The 22557-nt window shown below is 35.9% G+C and carries 17 protein-coding genes; 12 read left to right on the top strand and 5 right to left on the bottom strand.

What is annotated here, in order from left to right; all coding sequences use genetic code 11:
• The first annotated feature begins 12 nt into the window (after nt 1-12).
• The 8 genes from IKK64_02345 (at nt 13) to IKK64_02380 (ending at nt 12225) form a co-directional block, all read left to right on the top strand.
• Complete coding sequence (locus IKK64_02345; protein MBR4118902.1) at nt 13-1380, top strand: TolC family protein; 1368 nt, start codon at nt 13-15, stop codon at nt 1378-1380.
• A gap of 415 nt (nt 1381-1795) precedes the next feature.
• Nucleotides 1796-4429, top strand: coding sequence for an Ig-like domain-containing protein (locus tag IKK64_02350; protein ID MBR4118903.1), 2634 nt, complete (start codon nt 1796-1798; stop codon nt 4427-4429).
• A 76-nt stretch (nt 4430-4505) separates the two neighbouring features.
• A complete protein-coding gene (locus tag IKK64_02355; GenBank protein MBR4118904.1) occupies nt 4506-5411 on the top strand; it encodes a hypothetical protein in 906 nt (301 codons plus the stop codon).
• A 519-nt stretch (nt 5412-5930) separates the two neighbouring features.
• The gene (gene ybeY, locus IKK64_02360; protein ID MBR4118905.1) at nt 5931-6350 is read left to right on the top strand and encodes an rRNA maturation RNase YbeY; all 420 of its coding nucleotides are present in this window, start codon (nt 5931-5933) and stop codon (nt 6348-6350) included.
• 133 nt (nt 6351-6483) lie between these two features.
• Complete coding sequence (locus IKK64_02365) at nt 6484-7842, top strand: ATP-binding protein (protein ID MBR4118906.1); 1359 nt, start codon at nt 6484-6486, stop codon at nt 7840-7842.
• 32 nt (nt 7843-7874) lie between these two features.
• Nucleotides 7875-8927, top strand: a complete 1053-nt coding sequence (locus IKK64_02370; GenBank protein MBR4118907.1) for a WYL domain-containing protein — start codon at nt 7875-7877, stop codon at nt 8925-8927.
• 54 nt (nt 8928-8981) lie between these two features.
• Nucleotides 8982-10997 (top strand): HAMP domain-containing histidine kinase, encoded by a 2016-nt coding sequence (locus tag IKK64_02375; protein MBR4118908.1) that lies wholly within the window; start codon nt 8982-8984, stop codon nt 10995-10997.
• Complete coding sequence (locus tag IKK64_02380; protein ID MBR4118909.1) at nt 10978-12225, top strand: hypothetical protein; 1248 nt, start codon at nt 10978-10980, stop codon at nt 12223-12225. The genes IKK64_02375 and IKK64_02380 overlap by 20 nt, the downstream gene beginning before the upstream one ends.
• Nucleotides 12226-12265: 40 nt before the next feature.
• Here IKK64_02380 and IKK64_02385 read toward each other — a convergent pair whose 3' ends face one another.
• The 5 genes from IKK64_02385 to IKK64_02405 are packed head-to-tail and all read right to left on the bottom strand — an operon-like array spanning nt 12266 to nt 17201.
• Nucleotides 12266-13738 carry an oligosaccharide flippase family protein gene (locus tag IKK64_02385; GenBank protein MBR4118910.1) on the bottom strand — a complete coding sequence of 491 codons (1473 nt, stop codon included), beginning with the start codon at nt 13736-13738 and terminating at the stop codon, nt 12266-12268.
• A gap of 1 nt (nt 13739) precedes the next feature.
• Entirely contained in the window at nt 13740-14762 is a 1023-nt protein-coding gene (ruvB, locus tag IKK64_02390) for a Holliday junction branch migration DNA helicase RuvB (GenBank protein ID MBR4118911.1), read from the bottom strand.
• A gap of 14 nt (nt 14763-14776) precedes the next feature.
• The gene (locus IKK64_02395; GenBank protein MBR4118912.1) at nt 14777-15538 is read right to left on the bottom strand and encodes a hypothetical protein; all 762 of its coding nucleotides are present in this window, start codon (nt 15536-15538) and stop codon (nt 14777-14779) included.
• A 5-nt stretch (nt 15539-15543) separates the two neighbouring features.
• Nucleotides 15544-16587 (bottom strand): glycosyltransferase family 9 protein, encoded by a 1044-nt coding sequence (locus tag IKK64_02400; protein ID MBR4118913.1) that lies wholly within the window; start codon nt 16585-16587, stop codon nt 15544-15546.
• Nucleotides 16588-16595: 8 nt separating this feature from the next.
• Nucleotides 16596-17201 carry a DUF4254 domain-containing protein gene (locus IKK64_02405; GenBank protein MBR4118914.1) on the bottom strand — a complete coding sequence of 202 codons (606 nt, stop codon included), beginning with the start codon at nt 17199-17201 and terminating at the stop codon, nt 16596-16598.
• Between the two features lie 168 nt (nt 17202-17369).
• Here IKK64_02405 and IKK64_02410 point away from each other — a divergent pair, with 168 nt between their 5' ends.
• The 4 genes from IKK64_02410 (at nt 17370) to IKK64_02425 (ending at nt 22554) form a co-directional block, all read left to right on the top strand.
• Nucleotides 17370-18470, top strand: a complete 1101-nt coding sequence (locus IKK64_02410; protein ID MBR4118915.1) for a DUF3410 domain-containing protein — start codon at nt 17370-17372, stop codon at nt 18468-18470.
• Between the two features lie 176 nt (nt 18471-18646).
• Complete coding sequence (locus IKK64_02415; GenBank protein MBR4118916.1) at nt 18647-18883, top strand: acyl carrier protein; 237 nt, start codon at nt 18647-18649, stop codon at nt 18881-18883.
• A 21-nt stretch (nt 18884-18904) separates the two neighbouring features.
• Nucleotides 18905-20167 carry a beta-ketoacyl-ACP synthase II gene (gene fabF, locus IKK64_02420; GenBank protein MBR4118917.1) on the top strand — a complete coding sequence of 421 codons (1263 nt, stop codon included), beginning with the start codon at nt 18905-18907 and terminating at the stop codon, nt 20165-20167.
• 2 nt (nt 20168-20169) lie between these two features.
• On the top strand, nt 20170-22554 hold the full coding sequence (locus tag IKK64_02425) for a 2,3-bisphosphoglycerate-independent phosphoglycerate mutase (protein ID MBR4118918.1): 2385 nt from the start codon (nt 20170-20172) through the stop codon (nt 22552-22554).
• The last annotated feature ends 3 nt before the right edge of the window (nt 22555-22557 follow it).

The following is a 22557-nucleotide window of genomic DNA, read 5'->3' on the forward strand; positions in this document are numbered from 1 at the left end:
ATGAAAATTATGATGAAAAAATTAATAATACTTACCGTAGTAACTGCTCTTATGAGCAGCTGCGGCTTGTATGGAAAATACAAACCACAACAGGAAGTACCCGAAAATCTATATGGCGAAGAGGTGCTGACAACAGATAGTAGCAGTTTGGCAGACCTCTCATGGAGAGAGATGTTTACCGATCCTCAATTGCAAGCACTAATAGACACAGCCTTAGTACGCAATGTAGATTTAAAAACCATACAATTAAATGTAGAGCAAGCAGAGGCAGCAATGATACCAGCAAAACTGGCATATCTCCCATCAATAGCAGTAGCACCCCAAGGAGGATATAACTACGTAGCAATGAATGGCGGTATGACAACAAAAACATATACTGCCCCAGCATCAGCATCTTGGGAGATTGACATCTTTGGAAAACTAACCAGTGCAAAACGCAAATCACAAGCAACATTAGAGCAAACCCGCGACTATGAGCAAGTAGTAAAAACACAACTCATAGCAGGAGTAGCAACAACCTATTACAGTTTGTTAATGCTCGACAGACAGTTGGAGATAGCCGAGCAGACCGAAGAAAACTGGGAACAAACTGTAAAAACCGCACAAGCAATGAAAAAAGCGGGAATGATGAACGAAGCGGGATTGGCACAAACAGAGGCAACATACTATAACATTTGTACAACAGTGCTATCACTAAAAGAGGCGGTAAACGAGGCACAAAACACTCTATGCTTGTTGTTAGCACAAACACCACAAGAGATAGAGCGAGGCTCGTTAGATGCAGCAGTATTGCCCGAGAATATCTCTCTTGGAGTACCCGTAAGCGTACTATCACGCCGTCCTGACGTAAGAGCGGCAGAACATGAACTTGAGGGAGCATTCTATGACACAAACAAAGCAAGAGCATCGTTCTACCCTCAAATATCGTTGAGTGGAACAGCAGGATGGACAAACAGCGTAGGATCAGCAATCCTAAACCCGGGAAAGTTCATAGGCTCAGCATTACTATCAATCCTACAACCAATCTTCAATAAAGGAGCATTAGTAGCCAACCTAAAAATAATGAAGGCAAATCAAGAGATTGCACTACTTAACTTCCAACAATCAATTCTTAAAGCAGGAAGCGAAGTAAACTTGGCATTAGACAAATATCAAACAGCCAAAGCAAAATCAGACTACTATGCAAAACAAGTAAGCACATTGGAGGTAGCAGAAAAGAGTACAAAACTATTAATGAAATATGGCAATACCACATACTTAGAGGTATTAACAGCACAAGCCACACTATTAAATGCCCAACTAAATCAAGTATCAAACAAATTTGTAGAGATACAATCAATGATTGAGTTGTACCGAGCATTAGGAGGAGGTCAAGACTAATAGCGGAAATACAATTATAAAAGAGATAACGGGTTGCCAAAAGCAGCCCGTTATTTTGTTATAAAAGCAAATTTAAATCATTGCGATTTTTATATGCTATATAAATAATTTAGGTATAAAATAACTGATTTTAAAAAGTTTTTATATCTTTGTGGCGTGTTAGGAATTCTAACACTACATATTTTAATGGCATTTAGGCTGTTGTTCTGTTAAGAAAAACGACCAATTTTTATTACAGACGAACAATAAGCACTCTCTAAATGTCCACGCTATATAGCGTGGATGTGCTTATGTCTGTATAGGTGCTTGGTCGTACCTTCTTAACAATAAGCATCATCCACGTTTCTTTTTTGAGATTCTGGTTGCCATTAAGGTTTATAGGCAATATTGCAATAATATATAAATTACAAACCTTATGAAAACCAAAATTTTATCTTTAATGCTCATAGTTTCGAGCATATTTCTTTTCTCTTGTAAAGAGGATGATAATTTCACAGATGGGAAGTTAAAGAAAACTAATCTGACCCTAAACGTAGGAGAGAGTTCTCAATTAGAGTACACAGGAATGGACTGTACATTTCAGTCTGCAAATCCATTAATAGCAAGTGTTACTGATGATGGAACAGTAACAGGTGTGCATGTAGGAAAAACAAATATTAGAGCAAACTGGTCTTCTTGCGAAGTGGAAGTTAAATCAAAGAGTAATTTTTATGTTGATCCAATAATAAATGGTTTCGATTTATATACAAATAATTTAACCTCATATTTTAGTTCTCAGGTATCATATTCAAAAAATGGTAAATTATCGTATATATTAAATGCAGATCCCTTTGAGTTAAATAAATCATTAAAGGATAAATTTAATATTTATGATGCAAATGTCAATGATCCATCTGACGCTTCAAAAACTATAAACGTAAACTTCTATACTGAATTATCTCCCGAAAAAGATAAAGAGGTAAAGGATGCTTCTATAAAATCTGTATTGAGATATGTATATATGTATAATAAAAATTCAAAAAAGATAGAGGCGATAGGTTTAGTAACTGACTACTCAAATGCGGATTTCCTTTATGACTATTTATGTGACAGATATATGATAGTCTCTGATAGTGAAACTGATAAAAAAGAATTTAAAAGTATAGATGATAATCTTTTTATTCAAACTGATTTTATTGATGAACGAGGAAGAGATGAAAACTACAACTATACCACTTTTGTTGAGAAAGCATTTGCCATAGCAATGATTGTTCCTAACGGAGCAGACAAAGAGACATTAATAACAGAATTGAAAAATGGCATTATTGAGTCTTATCTTCGTAAGTCATATACCGTCACTTTATTAACATCTGAAAATGGAATAGCCTCTGCAAAGAACATTAAAGGAAAAGAGTTGACAGAGGGAAAGATGATACAATATGGAAAAGTTATATTATCGGCAACAGCAAACCCGGATTATAAATTTGCAGGATGGGGAGTAGAAAAAGACGGCAAAGTATCTGTAACCTCATATCAAAGAATTGATACAGTAACCATTGTAGATAACATTAGATATATCCCATTATTTGAGAAACCATTTAATATTAAGGTATCTGCAACAGAAGGAGGAACTGCCAATATCTCTTCTGCAACAGAGTCAAACAAAGAAACTTTAAATGTAACTAAGTATGATGAAATTATATTTAAAGCCGAACCTGTAGAAGGGTACCAATTTAAAAATTGGACAGATGCCGATGGAAATGAGATAAGCAAATCAGCAACATATAAAGCAACCTTTACAGAGGAAGTAGAATACATTGCAAACTTTGAGGTTGCAAAATATAATATTACAGTAAAACTTGAAGGAGAGGGAATAATAGCAGGAGAAATAGTAGAAGGAGAGACTAATACTCCTATGGAATTTGCAGAGTCAACTCTTAAAGGAGTAGTCAAATACGGTCAAGAGGTAAAAGTTAAGGCAACAGAGAATGAGACATCAGATTATATCTTTGCAGGTTGGCAATGTGGTAAAAAGATTGTTTCTACTGAAAAAAATTATTCATTTACAGCGACACAAGATTCTGTATTTACAGCACTCTTCCAAAAGAAACAATTTAAGGTAACTGTAGAAGCAGGAGAGGGAGGAACAGTAACACCTACAACTAAGAATGTTGAAGTTGGATCGCTTCTAAAAATAGAAGCGAAACCTAAAAAAGGATATAAATTTGATAAGTGGGTTTCAAAAGAAGGAGAACTTATCTCAACAGAGAACCCTTATGAACCTACAATTACTGAAGAGTCGTACTTTAAAGCCCTATTCTCAAAAATGAATTACGATGTTACAGTATCAGTTAAAGGCGAGGGAGAGATAAGTGCATTTGTAGTTGAAGATGCTGTTGAATCAGCAATACAAATAGGAGAAACTACACCTATAACTTACGGTAAAACAATAAAATTAAAGGTAACCAATATTAATGAGTCTTCATTGTTCGTAGGTTGGCAGTTAGGAGATAAAATTGTATCAAAAGATATAGAATTTATAACAACAGTGTCTGAAAATTCTGTATATACAGCACTATTTGAAAAGAAAGCATATTATATCAAAGTATCAGCAAGTGAAGGAGGCGAAATAGTAGGAAATGATCACCCAAGAGTTGAATATGGCAATACCCTAACTCTAACAGCCAATGCAAAAGTTGGATATGTACTTGTAAATTGGACAGCAAACGGAAATGTGATAACCGATGCTGACAATAATATAATAACATCAACAACATTTACAACTGAGCCAATATATCAGAATATTAATTATCAAGCAAACTTTGAAAAGATAAAATATGAAGTAAAAGTTGAGGCAGGCGAAGGAGGAACAGTAACACCCGCTACCAATGAAGATAACAAATTAATGATAACAGCAGGAGAGCAAACAACAATCCAAGCAACTCCTAATGAGGGATACAAATTTGTAAATTGGACAGTCGGTGGAGTAGAAGTAAGTACAAGTAACCCATATACTACTGCACCAATTGATAAGGAAAAAACATATCAAGCAAACTTTGAAAAGATTTAAAGATAAGATTTGTAAAATATAAATCGATAATGAGAGAGGGATTCCCTCCCTCATTATCGATAATATAAATATATAAATGCTAAGAAAATATTTACATCAAATTATATATATTATTACACTTATTGTTCTCTTTTCGTGTGAGGGAAATATATATGATAATGGAGTAGATAAAGAAGTAGTTCCATGTCAAATTAAGGTAAAAACCAATGGATATGGAAGAGTAACTCCTGATAAATTTATTGTTACTGCGGGAGAGACTTTTACTATTAAGGCACAAGCAAATAGAGGATATATATTTAAATATTGGGCTTCTGGTGATAGAATTGTCAGTATAAACAATATTTATAAAACAGAAGTTTATAAAGATACAGAGTTTGAAGCATATTTTCAGAACGAAGAGGTAGATATAAAAGCTGTAGATTTAGGGCTAAGTGTAAAATGGGCAGATTGTAATATTGGAGCCTCTTTGCCTCATGAGTATGGAGATTTTTTTGCATGGGGAGAGACCTCTCCTAAAAGTTCAATAGATTTTTTTTGGGAAAGATATATTTTATGTGAAGGAACTTATAGTTCATTGACTAAATATAATTCAATTGCAGAGTTTGGAAGAATTGACAATAGAAACATAATAACCAAATATGATGATGCAGCATATTCTATTATGGGAGAGAATTGGCGTTTGCCCTCAAAAAACGAATTTATAGAACTATATGAAAAATGCAAATGGGAGTGGACTGAGCAAAAAGGAACTTATGGTTATAAAATAAAAGGTCCAAACGGAAATACAATATTTCTTCCGTTAACAGGATATTTTGTTGGTACACATCATAACCTTATAGACTTTGGATATTATTGGAGTAATATAAATAGTGAAATAAGTCCAAATGATGCCTATGCTTTAACATTCACTCAAGATAATATAGAAATAAAGACTGTATCACGAAAAAACGGATTACCCATACGAGCAGTGTGGAGAGAATAAGGTTGTAATATAAGGCAAAGGTATAGATTCCGCTTAAGTTTTTTCATTTCTTTTCTCAAAGCTTATGTTAATCAGTCCTTTGCCTTTTTTATTTATATATTTAATATTACTCTATTTACTTGTCTGTAATTTTAAGCATAAAAGCGGACAAGACTAATAGCGGAAATACAATTATAAAAGAGATGACGGGTTGCCAAAAGCAGCCCGTTATTTTTGTTATATTGACGAAATCTCCAATATTTTTGCGTTCGCTTAGAAATATTCAAGTAAACTTGATATTATTTCGCTCACTTAATCGTATATTTAAATAAATCTTTGAATATACTCACGTTCGCAGTAAAATATTAAAACAAGTTTTATATTTTGCTCACTTAATCGTATATTTAAAATAAAAATTCTGAATATACTCACGTTCGCTTAGAAATATTCAAGTAAACTTGATATTATTTCGCTCACTTAATCGTATATTTGCGGAGAAGAACTACCATCACTATGTAGTCTTAAAAAGGGAACAAAATAATGGCAATAAACTACTATAACGAGGGAATAGAGATGCCCTCAATAAACAAAACCCAAATAACAAAATGGGTAAAAGAGGTCGCCGCAACATACCAAAAACGCTGTGGCGAAATATCATATATCTTTTGCGATGATGAAAAAATACTTGAAGTAAACAGACAATACCTTCAGCACGACTACTATACCGATATAATCACCTTTGACTATTCATCACCCACCACCATCTCGGGCGACCTCTTCATAAGCCTCGACACCGTTCGCACCAATGCCCAACAATTTGGCGAAGAGTATGAGCGAGAACTACACCGAGTAATAATACATGGCATCCTTCACCTATGTGGCATAAACGACAAAGGCGAAGGCGAACGCGAGATAATGGAAGCAGCCGAAAACAAAGCCCTCTCACTAATCTTTGAGTAATACTCCGTAGGAAAACGCACCTTTTTAGGGGCTAAAATTTACTGAAAACGCACCTTTTTGATATGCTTTTTTATAGGAAAACGCACCTAAATTAAAAAAATATACTATATTTGTGCCTGTAAATAAGTAGAATATGCTATACAGAAAAATAACAAAAAGGATCGAAGAGTATCTATTGTCAGATTCCAATAGAATGTTATTAATTGATGGAGCACGTCAAATAGGTAAATCATATATAATTCGTTGGGTAGGGCAAAAGAAGTTTTCTAACTATATTGAGATCAATATGGAAGAAGACAAGTTGGGAGATAGAATATTTGCCGATGCCAAAACCACCAAAGACTTTTATATGGCGATGAGTATGGTTGCTGGAGATAAAATGGGAGATAAGTCCAATACCCTTGTCTTTATTGATGAAATACAAGCGTATGATCATCTTCTAACGCTGGTGAAGTTCCTAATGACTGAAAATAAATTCACATATATAGCCAGTGGCTCTTTGCTCGGAGTAACATTAAAAAATACACAATCAGTACCTATCGGAAGTTTAGAGATACAACACATGTATCCGATGGATTTTGAAGAATTCCTTTATGCCAATGGAGTTGGTGAAGTTGTCATTGAAGCAATGAGAGAAAGTTTCGATAAACAACAACCATTATCAGATACAATGCATGATAAGATGATAGACCTCTTCAAAAAATATTTATTAGTAGGAGGTTTACCCAAGGCTGTTGAAACATTTATCGAAAGCCGTAATGTAGTAGAATTTAGGTCTATACAAAAAGGAACTCACGATTTATACGGAATAGATGCATCTAAATACGAAGCAGAGAACAACAAAAAATTGAAGATACGCCGTATCTATGATATGATACCCTCAAATCTTGAGAACAAGAAAAAAAGAGTAATAATTAAGGATATAGAAGATAAAGATTGGAAACGATCAAGCGATTATTTAGATGAATTTGAGTATTTGATATCAGCAGGAATAGCACTCGAAGTAAAAGCAATTAGTAAGCCATCATATCCATTAGCCGAGAATAGTGGGAAAAATCTACTAAAACTTTATTTGAACGATGTAGGAATACTTTCAGGTATATTCTATCGTAACAATATAAAGGCAGTAATGTCCGATATTCGTAGCATAAACCTAGGTTCAATCTATGAAACAGTAGTAGCACAAGAACTAAAGGCTCATGGATACGAACTATATTATTACGACAATAAGAAAAATGGCGAAGTAGATTATTTAATAGATGATACAGATAATCTATCAAACATCCCAATCGAAGTAAAGTCAGGTAAAGATTATACAATTCATAGCGCATTAGATAAATTCATATCAAATAAAGAATACAATATCAAACGAGCCTATGTGCTATCTAACGAACAAAGAGTTTACACAGAAAATGGAATAACATATATACCCATATATTATATAATGTTCTTCCAGAATGACTCTAACGTAGTAGAACAATTTTTAGATTAAATACCTATTTTACCTTATAATAAACCCACTATATGCCAATAACATCACATCCACTTGTAAGATACTTTGCACTTGATAATTGCTTTAGCAATTTCTATCGCAAATACTATATCGAAGACCTTATACAAGCATGTAATGAGGCATTATATGAATATACAGGAGGGAGCAGATATTCCAATCCACTAAGTCCAGGGATAAGCCGCAGGCAGATATTTGAGGACATAAAATTTATGGAAAGCTCCTCAAGTTGGGAGATACCCTTAAAAAAAATAAAAGAGGGCAAGAGAGTATATTACCGCTACTCTGACAAAGACTATTCAATCAAAAAACAACCCGTAACGAGCGAAGAAGTATCGCAAATTCGCGAAATGACCTTCCTGTTAAACCGCTTTAAAGGATTGCCCCAATGCGAATGGATTGAAGAATTAACCACTAACCTCGAAGATAAGTTAGGAATAAAAGGCACAACCAAGAGCGTAATCTCAATGGAGGCAAACGCCTATATCGAGGGAGTGAAATACCTATCGCCCATATTCAACGCAATAGTCAATAAACAAGTATTACATATTATCTATACCCCATTTAACAAACCCGAATGTGAGTGGGATATTCACCCCTATTACATAAAACAATATAACAACCGCTGGTTTTTGATGGGATTGAACAATGAGGAACAGAGAATATCACATATAGCATTAGACCGAATAAAAACAATAGAAGCATCTGCAATACCCTATACCGAAGATAACATTATAGAAGATATAGACGAATACTTCTCCGATGTAATAGGAGTAACCATCCCGCACAACAAAGAGGTGGTGCGAGTAAAACTACAATTCTCGCCCAATAGATACCCCTATATAATCTCCAAGCCACTGCACGAATCGATGCGAAAAGTGGATAACGAAAATAGGATAGTAGCCATAGATGTAATCCCAAACAGAGAATTAGAATCATTAATCCTCTCCTTTGGTGCCGATGTAGAAGTACTTGAGCCACAAGAACTAAGAGAGCAAATAGCAAAAAAGATAGAAGAAAATTATAATAAATATTTTCCTATGCAGCAAAACTGCACAGAATGGTAGTAGTTTTGCACTCAGAAACCTAAAATTAATGTCTAATCTAAATTTATGTAGGCTATGTCAGAACAAATAAAAAACAATCTTTGGAGTATAGTTGAAAATAGTAAATATTATTCATTCGGAGAGAATCCTTTTCCTATATTTCATGAGATATTATCTTTTTATATTTTTGATTTTATTATAGATGGTAAAAGTCTTGACGAGATAGAACAGACAAATAAGGAATATTTCAGTAAATGTTTAGACCTACATAAAAAAACTAGATTAAAATGTGAAGATACGACAGATGAAATATCTTTACTACTTGATAATTTCTCAAAGGAACTTGTAAATGGTGTAGGAAAAGATCAAAAACTTCTAGCTGAGATTATGGAGTTTTTTGTTGAAAAATATGTTTTGGTAGAAAAAAATAGTAATCTTTGCCCTATATTGTCTGATGAACTAGAAAGTTTGATATATTGGTGTGCTGCAGGAGAGGACGCTGATATTGAAGGAATGGCAATCTTCAATCCTTTTGCAGGGGTTTCTTCTTTTTGTAAGAAACACATTGATATGCTTGAAAATAGGGTTGATGAGGCTATTGAAGGAGGAGAGTGTTCTACTCTTGAAGAAATAAGAGCAAGAAGGGTTGCTGCTCAGGAAAATAGCTGGTATTCTGGTTTAGAATCTAATGAAACATTTCACTTAATAGGAGAATTGCGTCTTTTATTTAATAATTTAAATAATAGTATAGACATTTTCAAGAACAAGAATATTTATCATGAAGATTCTATGTCAGCTGATTTCAATGATTATACTGGTGGTTGGAGCATGATATGTACACCACCTATGGAATCGTATAAGGATGCTAAAGAATCAGATGCTAAACTTGTTTCAGAGTTAATAAATAAGTTTATATTGGCAGAAGGTATGAGTTGTGCATATATTATTCTTCCTAAAATATTCTGTTACGATAGTTTATATAAGAGTATTCGTAAAAGGATAGTGAATACAGGAATTCTTGGAGCTATTGTTGAATTACCTCAAGAGGCATTTAAAACAGAATCTGACCATATTCTTCTTTATTTGGATAAGTATTCTTCTAATTCAATTGCTAAGGTTATTGATGCAAGTAGCGGTTTGCAAAAAGATAAATTTATTTGGCCAATATTTAATGATATTGTTTATGCTGAATCATGTGAATATAGCAAAAGAATAGAAGGTTATATATTTGCACAATGTGACTATTGTCTTCTTCCATCAGTATATACCGATACATTAGATAATAATACTGATAATAAGTATATACTAAATTGCAAGACTCAATATTTGTTATTTGAAAAATCACGTAGTATATCTGACGAAAAACGTCTCGCTCACAGAAATATATCTGGACAACTTTCTCATATGTTGGGAACAACATACCATAAGATGTTTGATGCTATATCTGAATTGAAGTATGTTGAAGGGTTAGAGGAGACATATTATATGTTGTATGACAATTTTGAATATATGCGTAGACTTATCAATAGCATTGATGATGATTTTTCATCTCAACATATGAATTTAGAAGAAAAATCTATCAATGAGTTTCTGCAGAAATATTGTAAGGCATGGGAAAACTATGCTAAAAAGGATTTTTTTGTAAGTTTGGATACTAAACTTAATGATGATACTACTTTCAAAATCGATGAAGTATTTATGAAGGTTCTGTTGGATGCTGTTCTTGAAAATGCGAATAGGCATGGATTTGATGGAGTTGATATAGAGGATCCACAAATCCAAATATCAACCTCATATACCGTAGTCAATAATCTTCCATGTGTCTTAATAAGTATTGCTAATAATGGAGCATCTTTCCCTAAAGATTTTACTATTGAAAAGTATATAAGAGAGGGGGAGTTTGGAGGAGCAAACGGAAATACAGGAAGAGGTGGATTTCATATATATCAAATTACAAAACGGCATCATGGATATATAAGTTTAAGTAATGACGATATTTGGAATGTAAAAATAAATATTATGATTCCTCTTGAATATTATGAGGAAAGTGAAATAGAAAAATTTTCAACATATGAAGAAGAATATATGTAATATTATATGGGTAGATGATGATATTTACAATATATGTCCTGAAATAGGTTTGGGTGGTTTAAAGCGTGAGCTTAGGAAAACAGGTATTGAGGTAATTGGTAAAGCTCGTTCTTTCTATGAGTTTGAGGAAATAATGCGTAAATTTTATGATATAGTTGATGCAGTTATAACGGATGCCAATTTTAATAAAACATCTCTTGCTCCTGCAAAGGAAAATGACTTTACTGGTTTGATACAGATAAGTAGGATTATGGATTCATACAATCAAAAACGTGTGATCCCATTTTATCTATACACTGGTAAGAAGAGATATTTTAATACTTTTCAAAATGGAGAATTTGACGATTTTATTCAAACAGGACGGTTCTTTGAGAAAGGTTGCGATATTGAGAAGATGTTTCAAAAAATAAAAGAGGATGTTGAACATATTAATTCGTCTTCATTCCGTATTAGAAAAAAGTTTGCAAAAGAGCTTGAAGCAGCATCTTTGATTGATGGTAATCAAGAGTCTCTTTTTAATGCTCTTTTATATGAATATTCCGATGATTGGAAAAGTACAGAAGACTATTTCAATCCTATGAGAAAGATAGTTGAATCAATATTCGCTGAATGCAAGAAACTTAAAATTATACCGAGGATTGAACGTTTGGGGGAAATAAGTCGCTTCTTATCCAACAAACAACATGAAAAGTACAAAATATTAGATGGCGAGGAAATTATGCCAAAACCTCTTACTCGTAGTTTATGGCTTTTTCTTGATATTACACAAGAGGGGTCTCATAAAAAAGATGATGTTCCATTAGGTGTTGAGAAATATGTTAGAGAAACAAAGAATATAAATTTATTCCGAGCAATATTGTATATTGCTATGGATATATGCCTATGGTTTAAGTCTTGTGTAGAGGAAACTAAATTGCCAGGATTCTTCCCAAAATGGGAGGAGATAAAATCCGAGGTTAAAGATACAATATCTTTCAAAGTACAAGAAAAAGAAAAAAATACAGAGATAGAAGTTAGTAATGAAACTAAGAATGCTAAATCAAAATATGAGGGAAAGATATATATCCCTGAGCAAGATGAAAATGGAGTATGGCATTGTGAAGAGTGTGTGGTAGGTATAACACATTGGGATTCAGGAAAGATGTTGCTAAAAGAAGTTTCTAATAATACTAATACAAAAACTAATAGCAAATATCCATTGTATGCTAAATACGATAAGGTAGAATAATATAAATATTATAGAGTATTTTATATATAATCTATCCCTCTTACCCCCTCCTCGCTTTAAGCATAGGCATAGCAACTGCAACTAAATATATCATAAGCAGGGCGGTGCGAAGGGTGTATTTAAGTATTGTATTTTCGATAGGGGTGTACATTCCCGCCACATAAAGTATGGCAGCAAGGAGAGTGTATGCACCTATCTCTTTTAGTGGGTATTTTATTGGGTAGTAGTGTTGCCCAATAATGTATGATGCAACCATCATAGCAAAGTAGCAGGCAAACGATGCCCATGCACAGGCTACATATCCATATTGGGGAACAAAGAGAATGTTTACAGTTGCAAGTATTACAAAACCAAATATTGACAGGTATGCACCCCATTGAGTGCGGTCGGTCAGTTTATACCACAACGACAGGTTAAAGATTACGCCAAAGAACACCTCTGCTGCCATTATCACAGGCACAATATGTATGCCTTTGAAGTAGGCTGGGGGCATTAAAAACGATACTATATCAATGTAATACATCACGCCCAAGAATATGAGTAACGATGTTATGATAAAATATTTCATCGTTAGGGCGTATGTAGTTTTAGCATCGCCTTGCTCGTTCTTGTTTTTTGCAAAAATGAATGGCTCGTAAGCAAAGCGGAATGCTTGTGTGAACATAACCATTACTATGGCAATTTTAAATACTGCTCCGTATATTCCTAACTCCTCCATATATGCGGGGCGATTTGCTGCAAGGATAGGGTAGAACATCTTATCAAAGGTCTGATTCATTATCCCTGCTATCCCCAGTACAAGTATTGGCAAGGAGTAGCGGAGCATAGTACACCATAGTTTCTTGTCAAAGGTGTATTTAAATCCTCTGAGTTGAGGCAGTAGCATCAGCAGTGTTGCAACCGAACTTATCAGGTTAGATACAAAGATGTAATATACCAACTTGTCGTAACTGAAAAACCACGATACCGCTTCGGGGTTACGCTCATATATGTATGGGCATAGCAAAAAGAAGAATAGGTTCAGAGCAATGTTAAGTGCTATGTTTATTAGTTTTAGCGAAGCAAATCTAATGGCTCTCTTTTGGTATCGCAGATAGGCAAAGGGTATAGATATAAAGGCATCAATTGCTATTATTATAGCCAACATCATCACGCACTCTTGCCCATTGGGGTAGCCCATTATGGTTGATATGGGGTTAAGGAAGAGTGCAACTATTGCAATAAACAGAGCCGATGTAGTGGCTATGGATATAAGCGTGGTGCTATATACCCTCATAGGATTGTTGTTCTCTTTGTCATTGGCAAAGCGGAAGAAGCCTGTCTCCATTCCGTAGGTAAGTATTATCAGTAACAGAGCCATATAGGCGTATAGGTTTGTTACTATTCCGTAGTCCGAAGTGGAACGTAATACGTTTATATACAGAAACACAAAGCACCAATTCAGGAATTTACCTAATATGCTGCTTAGTCCGTATATTGCGGTATCTTTTGCCAATGATTTTAATCCTGCCATCTTATAAATCAAATAGAGTGCCTTGAGGAGTTGCTGGTGTGCGTCCCAAATGTTTGTATGCGAGTTCGGTTACCTCTCTTCCGCGAGGAGTACGTTTTATAAAACCCTCTTTTATTAAGAAAGGCTCATATACCTCCTCAAGAGTTCCAGAGTCCTCGCCCAACGCAGTTGCTATGGTATTTACACCCACAGGGCCACCTTTAAATTTATCAATAATTATAGATAGTATCTTGTTGTCTATCTCATCCAATCCAAATTTATCAATGTTTAGAGCCTCTAACGAGAAACGTGCAATGTCGAGAGTAATCTTGCCACTACCCTTTATCTGAGCAAAGTCTCTGACTCGGCGAAGCAGAGCGTTGGCTATACGTGGAGTACCCCTACTTCGTAACGAAATCTCAGTTGCAGCCTCTTCGGTACAAGGCACTTTTAGTATGGTTGCCGAACGTTTAATAATGTTGGCAAGAGTCTTGTGGTCGTAATACTCCAAGTGGCTGTTAATACCAAATCTGGCTCTTAGGGGGCTTGTGAGTAGTCCGCTTCGGGTTGTAGCACCAACAAGAGTAAAGGGGTTTAACGATAGTTGTATTGAACGTGCACTTGGCCCTTTATCTATCATTATATCAATCCTGAAATCCTCCATTGCCGAGTATAGATACTCCTCTACTATTGGGCTTAGGCGATGTATCTCATCAATGAACAACACATCGTTTGGCTCAAGCGAAGTGAGTAATCCTGCAAGGTCGCCGGGTTTATCTAACACAGGTCCCGAAGTTACCTTAAATCCCACTCCAAGTTCATTAGCTACAATGTTGGCAAGAGTTGTTTTGCCAAGTCCTGGAGGGCCGTGCAAAAGTAGGTGGTCAAGCGACTCACCACGTAGTTTTGCTGCCGCTACGAACACCTTTAAGTTCTCAATGATTTTCTCTTGTCCGCTAAAATCATCAAAGTTCAAAGGTCGCAACACTTTGTCGGTATCGCGTTCATCGTAACTGTTTATGTTTCTTATATCAAAATCTTCCATCTTTTGTTGTATGGTTATCTTTTACGTCTTTCATTACGACGTCGTTTATATTCGTTTCTCTTATCAGTTTTTTCCCAAAATTGGTTGCTATACACTGTTGCTTCTTTAATAGCCTCATCTTCGTTCCAGCCACAAAGGCGAGCGTACTCTCCAACGAGTATAGCAAGAGACTCTTTGCAACGGAACATTCTCCTGAAGTTGTATAGTCGTTCTTTGCGAGTTAGTTCTTTCCCGAACCTCATTCTGTTGAGGTCAAGAAGTGAAAACTTTACCACTCCATCCTCACCCTTCTCATATATAATGTTCCCGGGAGAGTAGTCAATATGGAGAATCTTTTTGTCATGCACCATCTTTGTAAAGGCTGCAAATTGCTTTAGAACATCTTCACCCCCGTTTGCACTATCAACAAACTCTCGCATTATATTTTTAGTAGGGTTATTTATGCAGCCAAAATAGCCTTGATGAAATAGACCATCTTTTTTAACAGTTATGTAAAACACAGGCTTTGGAGTTGGTATCCCCAACGATAGTAACTTTTCGGCATTCTCGTAAGCTCTACGAGCTTTACACTTTCTGAAGAACTGGTATACAACTTTGTTTATAAAAATGGGAATTGCATATTTCTTTACCACCACCTCTTCACCATTTGGCAGTTGCATCTTTTTTAGAGTATTACGTGCCTGATAAACTATCTCTCCAATATTATCAAAGGTCTGAGGGAGTTGCTCAACCCACTCTTTTATGTTGCTATATTGATTGTTTATGATAACTTTCATCTGCTCTATTCCCCCACTGAAATCTCTTTTATTTTCTCTATAACCTTTTCAGGGGCTATATCCATACATCTATAATCGCCATACTTGCAAGGTCTGTTTCCAAATACCGAACAAGGTCGGCACTCAAGGTCGTTACGTTCAATAACACTCTCTTTGTTCAATCCCCAGCCCAAGAAACCCGTATATCGGTGAGTGGCACCCCAAACAGAAATAACAGGCGTTCCCACAAGACGGGCAATGTGCATATTGGAAGAGTCCATCGAAACAACAACTACAAGTTGTTTCATAAGAGCCATTTCGTTTCTAAAACCCAATTTATGGTTACACAACGAAATTATATACCCCTCTTTATCTTGCCAACTGTCAAGCAACTTACCATCCGATGGAGAGCCAAAAATAAATATCTTATACTGCTTGGTTTGAGCAAGCCTCTCCACAACCTCTCTCATTCTCTCCAAAGGGTAGTTCTTCCCTTTGTGAAGAGAGATAGGAGCAACACCAATCCATTTTGTTTTATCAGTAGTATTGCGTTGTAACCATTCGGGTATAGGAGTTGAAACATTGAGCGGTTTAAAATCCTGCTTTGCCACCAGTTCTAACTCTTTAAAAACATCGGCGTAGCGTTCAAACGATGTTTTAAGTTGCTTCAATGAGCCACTCTTATCAGGTGATGTTATATTACGTTTTTCGTTACGCCCTTTGTTGATAGTTGCAACCTTTACACCGCTTATCTTAAAGAGTAACGATAAAATCTTTGAGCGTAGCACATCATGCAGGTCAGCAACAGCATCAAATCGTTCTCTCTTTAACTCTCCAAATAGTTTAAATATACCCTTTAAGCCCTTATAATCTTTTTTAGTATCAACACTCTTTACAATAAGGTTTTCGGGCGTATCAACGTATAGTTGAGCAGCCATAGGCGAGGTTAAAAGAGTAAACTCCTTTTGTGGATATTCTCGACAAATAGGATATAGCACAGGAATAACCATAGCTACATCACCCAATGCCGATAGTCGTATTACAAGAATTTTATCGCATGTTTTGCTCATATCCCTTTCTACTTTTTACCGTAGAGGACTGGGTTTGTTTCAGGGTCGTTGTACATCTTCATTTGACGATATACTTTCATATATTTGCGTCCTGCCTCTATGTCGTTTAATAGAGTCTCTATTGCTGTTGATAGGTCGATACGTTGTTCCAACAAAATATCCAATTTTGCTTGACACTTTTGAATATGTTCTTTTGTTGCATCGGTACGCTCAACCTCTTGTTGCATATGATATATTTTAAGAGCCAAAATTGACAAACGGTCAATTGCCCATGCAGGGCTTTCGGTGTTTATTGTAGCATCTTGAGCAACCTCAACATCTTTGTACTTATCTCTGAAGTAACTATCAATCATCTCAACCAAATCGGTACGGTCTTGATTTGATTTATCAATTCTTCTTTTAATATATAGAGCTGTTATAGGTTCTATTTCGGGATTGCGAATAATATCTTCCAAGTGCCATTGCACAGCATCAATCCAACACTTTTTATACAATGAATATTCGATGGTTGAAGTCTCGTAAGGGTTTTGCATACAAGCATCAACATCATCATGTTTGTGGTAATCTAAACAAACATTCCAAAATATTCGGTTGCTCTTTTCGGTAAAAGTCATAACTATTGGTAAAATTATCTATTATATTTTGCAAAGTAAACAAATGTTTTACAAAGTTGCAATTTTAAACAGGTTATTCGTACAATATCTGACATAAATCTTTATAACTATACCGGTGTTAAATAATTATTGATTACTTTTGTTCTGCAATAGATAACACAAAAAGAGATGAAAATAGTAGTTGATGGCCATATCCCCTATTTGCGAGGAGTACTAGATGCCTATGCCAATGTAGAGTATGTACCAGCCGAGAATATAGACAACAGTGCAATTAAGGATGCAGATGTTTTAATAATCCGCACCCCGACAAAATGCACCCCTGCTTTACTGAGTGGTAGTAAATGTAAATTTATAATGACAGCAAGCATAGGTATTGACCACATTGATACCGATTATTGTCAGCAACATGGCATTATGTGGCGTAACTCTCCGGGATGTAATGCCTACTCAGTTGCACAATACGTATTAGCGTCGCTACTTCTCTATTGCGATAAAAAAGCTCTTACCCCCTCAGAGGTAACAGTAGGAGTAGTAGGAGTAGGAAACGTAGGCAAGGCAGTATGCGATTACCTCTCAAAAGTTGGCTTCAAACTCTTGCTAAATGATCCACCACGAGCAGAGAGGGAGGGGAACGAAGGATTTGTCACTCTTAAAGAGATAGCCGAGCAATGCGATGTTATAACAATGCACACCCCTCTGATTAAAGCAGGAGAGCACCCCACAAAACATTTAGCAGACAGCAACTTCTTTAACTCACTAACCAGAAAACCATTCTTTATCAATAGTGCAAGAGGAGGAGTAGTAGATGATAAAGCACTATATAAAGCAAAGCAAGATGGTAAAATCTCAGACTTTGTAGTTGATACATGGGAGAATGAACCCAATGGAATATATACCCCATTAATAGATGAAGCATTTATTGCCACTTCGCACATAGCAGGATATTCCGATGATGGCAAATTTAATGGCTCTCGCACTTCAGTTGAAGAGGTAGCAAAGTTCTTAGGTGTTGATATTGAGTTTACACCCAATAGAGCAACCCCTAAAAACGATATAATAGATTTAAGCAAATCAAAAAATATTATACTCGATGCAGTACTTGCAACATATAATCCACTTGAGGATTTTGAACGTTTAAAACAAAATCCTGCAAATTTTGAGAAACTGAGAGTAGAATATCCCTTCCGTCGCGAATTTGGAGCATATAGAGTAACAGGGGTAGATGAACGCTATTTACCTATACTTAAAAATTTAGGATTCAAGGAATAATACATAAAATTAACATATATTAACACGATAACTAAACCCTTTATAAATTGCACATTAGGTATTTAGATGTGCAATTTCTTTAATTTTAATGCCCAAATATTTTTTTAGGAACTATAAAAAGAGTTATCTTTGCAGTCGATTAGATATTTTATTTTATTAACTTAAATCTTAAAATTATGTCTGAGATTTCTGAAAAAGTAAAAGCAATTATTGTAGACAAACTTAGTGTTGATGAGTCAGAGGTAACTCCAGAGGCAAGCTTCACAAACGACCTTGGTGCTGATTCTCTTGATACAGTAGAGTTGATCATGGAGTTCGAGAAAGTATTTGATATTACTATTCCCGAGGATCAATCAGAGTCAATCTCAACTGTAGGTGACGCAATCAAATTTATCGAGTCTAAACTACAGTAATCAGATTACTTTTATAATCTTATGGAATTAAAAAGAATTGTAGTAACAGGTTTGGGAGCGGTTACTCCGTTAGGTAACGATGTAGAAACCACATGGAATGCTCTTATTAACGGGGTAAGCGGTGCCGGACCTATTACTCTTTTCGATGCCTCATTATTTAAGACACAATTTGCATGCGAAGTTAAAAACTTCGATCCAATACAATATATCGAGCGTCGTGATGCTCGAAGACTTGACCGTTATACTCAATTAGCAATTGCTTCGGCAGTGCAAGCGGTAGAGGATGCAAACCTCGATATGGAGACGGTAAATAAAGATCGTGTAGGTGTTGTCTATTCAGCAGGTATCGGAGGTTTGAAATCATTTGAGGATGAAGTTGGAGAGTATTTCCTTCACCCTGAAAAAGGTCCAAGATTTAGTCCTTTCTTTATCCCTAAAATTATTCCTGATATAGCAGCAGGACATATATCAATGCGATACGGATTTAGAGGTCCTAACTACGCAACAGTATCAGCTTGTGCTTCATCAACAAATGCACTTATTGACGCATTCAACCTAATACGTTTAGGGAAAGCAGATATAATTGTATCAGGAGGAGCAGAAGCAGGAGTTAACATCACAGGAATCGGAGGATTTAATGCAATGCACGCATTATCAACTCGTAACGATTCTCCTCAAACAGCAAGTCGTCCATTGAGTGCAAGTAGAGACGGATTTGTTCTTGGCGAGGGAGCAGCATGTTTAGTTTTAGAAGAGATGGAACATGCGTTAGCACGTGGAGCAAAGATATATGCTGAGGTTATCGGAGGAGGTCTTTCGGCAGATGCACATCACTTAACAGCATCACACCCCGAAGGTTTAGGAGCAAAACTAGTAATCAAAAATGCTCTTGCCGATGCAGAGATTAACCCTGAAGATGTAGATTATATCAACATTCACGGAACATCAACACCTGTTGGAGATATATCGGAAGTAAAGGCAATAAAAGAGGTTTTTGGAGAACATGCCAAGAAACTGAACATCAGTTCTACAAAATCTATGACTGGACACCTTTTAGGTGCAGCAGGAGCAATGGAGGCACTTGTTTGTGTTAAAACAGTGCAAGAAGATATAGTTCCTCCAACAATCAATCACGAAGAGGGTGATGAAGATCCTGAAATAGACTATTCTCTTAACTATACATTTAACAAAGCCCAAAAGAGGGTAGTAAATGTAGCGTTATCAAACACCTTCGGTTTCGGAGGTCACAATGCAAGTTTAATAGTTAAAAAATTTGTAAAATAACGGTGTTAAGCGAACTATATTTTAAGATAAGACTTTTTACTCTTTGGGGTAAGAAGTCTTATTTTTTACTCTATAAATTATTGGGATTTATCCCTGATAATTTAGAAATTTATAGAGAAGCCCTTTCGCATGCCTCAATTAAGGCAACACGTAAAGATGGCGAGAGGCTAAATAATGAACGCTTAGAGTTTTTGGGCGATACCATTTTAGACACTATAGTCAGTGATATATTGTATCACAAATACCCAAACGAGCGAGAGGGGTTCTTGACCAATATGAGGTCGAGCATTGTACAACGTAAAAGTTTGGACAGAATAGCACAACAGATGAACATCAGCGATATTTTATCTGTTTCATACGATATCACCCTATTAAATAACCATATAGGCGGAAATGCCTTAGAGGCTCTTATAGGAGCAATATATTTAGACAAAGGATACGATGTATGTCGTAAATTTGTCAAAGATAAAATAGTAACACCATATATTGATATGGACATGTTGGCACAAACCGAAGAGAATTATAAATCAAGATTAATGGAGTGGTGCCAAAAAAACAGAGTAGATATAGATTATATCCTACTCGACAATCACACCGAAAAAGGCAACTGTCAAATATTCAAGTTTGAAGTATTTATTGAGGGCATTGCCTGTGGACGAGGTAAAGGACGTTCAAAAAAAGCAGCCCAGCAAGAGGCTGCACGTAAGGCCTACAAGTTGATTTTAAATGACGAAGAGGCCAAAAAGCGAATTTTTGATGCACAAAACTATTCAAAGTTAGCAGAAAATAGAGTAACTTCGCAAAAAATTTCAGAACTGGCATCTGAACATACAGAAAACGAAAGTAATAATAACAACAAAATAATTAACGCTATGAGTAAAAAAGCCCTTTTAATGATTTTGGATGGTTGGGGAATTGGCAACCACGACAAAGCAGACGTTATCTATAACACACCCACTCCCTATTGGGATTATTTGGTAAGTACATATCCAAACTCACAACTTCAAGCAAGTGGCGAGAATGTAGGTTTACCCGATGGACAAATGGGTAACTCTGAGGTAGGACACCTTAACATTGGAGCAGGTCGCGTAGTATATCAAGACCTCGTAAAAATTAATAAGGCATGTAAAGAGAATACCATTCTTCAAAACCCCGAAATAGTATCGGCTTTCTCATATGCAAAAGAGAATGGCAAAAACATTCACTTTATGGGATTAACCTCTGACGGAGGAGTACACAGTTCATTAGAGCATCTTTACAAACTTTGCGATATAGCAAAAGAGTATGCTATTGACAACTGTTTCATCCACTGTTTTATGGATGGTCGTGATACCGATCCCAAAAGCGGAAAAGGATTTATTGAGGCATTAACAGACCATTGCCAAAAAAGTGCAGGACGAATAGCATCAATCATAGGACGCTACTATGCAATGGACCGCGACAAACGTTGGGAGCGTGTAAAAGAGGCGTACGACCTATTGGTAAAAGGAGTAGGTAAAAAAGCCGAAGATATGGTTGTAGCAATGCAAGAGTCGTATGATGAAGGAGTTACAGATGAGTTTATCAAACCAATTGTAAATAGCGGATTTGATGGAACAATTAAAGAGGGCGATGTAGTAATATTCTTCAACTATCGTAACGACCGTGCAAAAGAGTTAACAATAGTTCTTACACAACAAGATATGCCTGAGGAGGGAATGATGACAATCCCGGGATTACAATACTACTGTATGACACCCTACGATGCATCATTCAAGGGAGTACACATTCTATTTGACAAAGAGAATGTAGTAAACACATTAGGAGAGTATCTTGCAAGTAAAGGCAAAACACAACTTCATATTGCAGAAACAGAAAAGTATGCACACGTAACATTCTTCTTTAACGGAGGACGTGAAACACCATACGACAATGAGGAGCGTATTCTTGTACCATCACCAAAAGTAGCAACATACGACCTTAAACCCGAAATGAGTGCATACGAGGTAAAAGATAAATTGGTAGAGGCTATAAAATCAGACAAATTTGATTTCATAGTAGTAAACTTTGCTAATGGCGATATGGTAGGTCACACAGGAATATACGAAGCAATAGAGAAAGCAGTAGTTGCGGTAGATGCTTGTGTAAAAGATGTAATTGAGGCAGCAAAGGCAACAGGATATGAGGCAATAATCATTGCCGACCATGGAAATGCCGACAACGCAGTAAATAGCGATAATACACCAAACACAGCACACTCATTGAATCCGGTACCATGTGTGTATGTAACAGAGAACAAATCAGCACAAATTGAAAACGGAATATTGGCAGATGTTGCCCCCACTATCTTAAACATAATGGGATTAGAGCAACCAGCCGAAATGAGCGGAAAGAACCTTATAAAATAGTCT

The organism is Bacteroidales bacterium, from assembly GCA_017521245.1.
Taxonomy (GTDB): Bacteria; Bacteroidota; Bacteroidia; order Bacteroidales; family G3-4614; genus Caccoplasma_A.

What these genes read in the sequence shown, in the direction of transcription:
- IKK64_02345 (MBR4118902.1), top strand. Translation starts at nt 13, where the DNA reads ATGAAAAAATTAATAATACTTACCGTAGTAACTGCTCTTATGAGCAGC.
- IKK64_02350 (MBR4118903.1), top strand. Translation starts at nt 1,796, where the DNA reads ATGAAAACCAAAATTTTATCTTTAATGCTCATAGTTTCGAGCATATTT.
- IKK64_02355 (MBR4118904.1), top strand. Translation starts at nt 4,506, where the DNA reads ATGCTAAGAAAATATTTACATCAAATTATATATATTATTACACTTATT.
- ybeY (MBR4118905.1), top strand. Translation starts at nt 5,931, where the DNA reads ATGGCAATAAACTACTATAACGAGGGAATAGAGATGCCCTCAATAAAC.
- IKK64_02365 (MBR4118906.1), top strand. Translation starts at nt 6,484, where the DNA reads ATGCTATACAGAAAAATAACAAAAAGGATCGAAGAGTATCTATTGTCA.
- IKK64_02370 (MBR4118907.1), top strand. Translation starts at nt 7,875, where the DNA reads ATGCCAATAACATCACATCCACTTGTAAGATACTTTGCACTTGATAAT.
- IKK64_02375 (MBR4118908.1), top strand. Translation starts at nt 8,982, where the DNA reads ATGTCAGAACAAATAAAAAACAATCTTTGGAGTATAGTTGAAAATAGT.
- IKK64_02380 (MBR4118909.1), top strand. Translation starts at nt 10,978, where the DNA reads ATGAAGAAGAATATATGTAATATTATATGGGTAGATGATGATATTTAC.
- IKK64_02385 (MBR4118910.1), bottom strand. Translation starts at nt 13,738, where the DNA reads ATGGCAGGATTAAAATCATTGGCAAAAGATACCGCAATATACGGACTA.
- ruvB (MBR4118911.1), bottom strand. Translation starts at nt 14,762, where the DNA reads ATGGAAGATTTTGATATAAGAAACATAAACAGTTACGATGAACGCGAT.
- IKK64_02395 (MBR4118912.1), bottom strand. Translation starts at nt 15,538, where the DNA reads ATGAAAGTTATCATAAACAATCAATATAGCAACATAAAAGAGTGGGTT.
- IKK64_02400 (MBR4118913.1), bottom strand. Translation starts at nt 16,587, where the DNA reads ATGAGCAAAACATGCGATAAAATTCTTGTAATACGACTATCGGCATTG.
- IKK64_02405 (MBR4118914.1), bottom strand. Translation starts at nt 17,201, where the DNA reads ATGACTTTTACCGAAAAGAGCAACCGAATATTTTGGAATGTTTGTTTA.
- IKK64_02410 (MBR4118915.1), top strand. Translation starts at nt 17,370, where the DNA reads ATGAAAATAGTAGTTGATGGCCATATCCCCTATTTGCGAGGAGTACTA.
- IKK64_02415 (MBR4118916.1), top strand. Translation starts at nt 18,647, where the DNA reads ATGTCTGAGATTTCTGAAAAAGTAAAAGCAATTATTGTAGACAAACTT.
- fabF (MBR4118917.1), top strand. Translation starts at nt 18,905, where the DNA reads ATGGAATTAAAAAGAATTGTAGTAACAGGTTTGGGAGCGGTTACTCCG.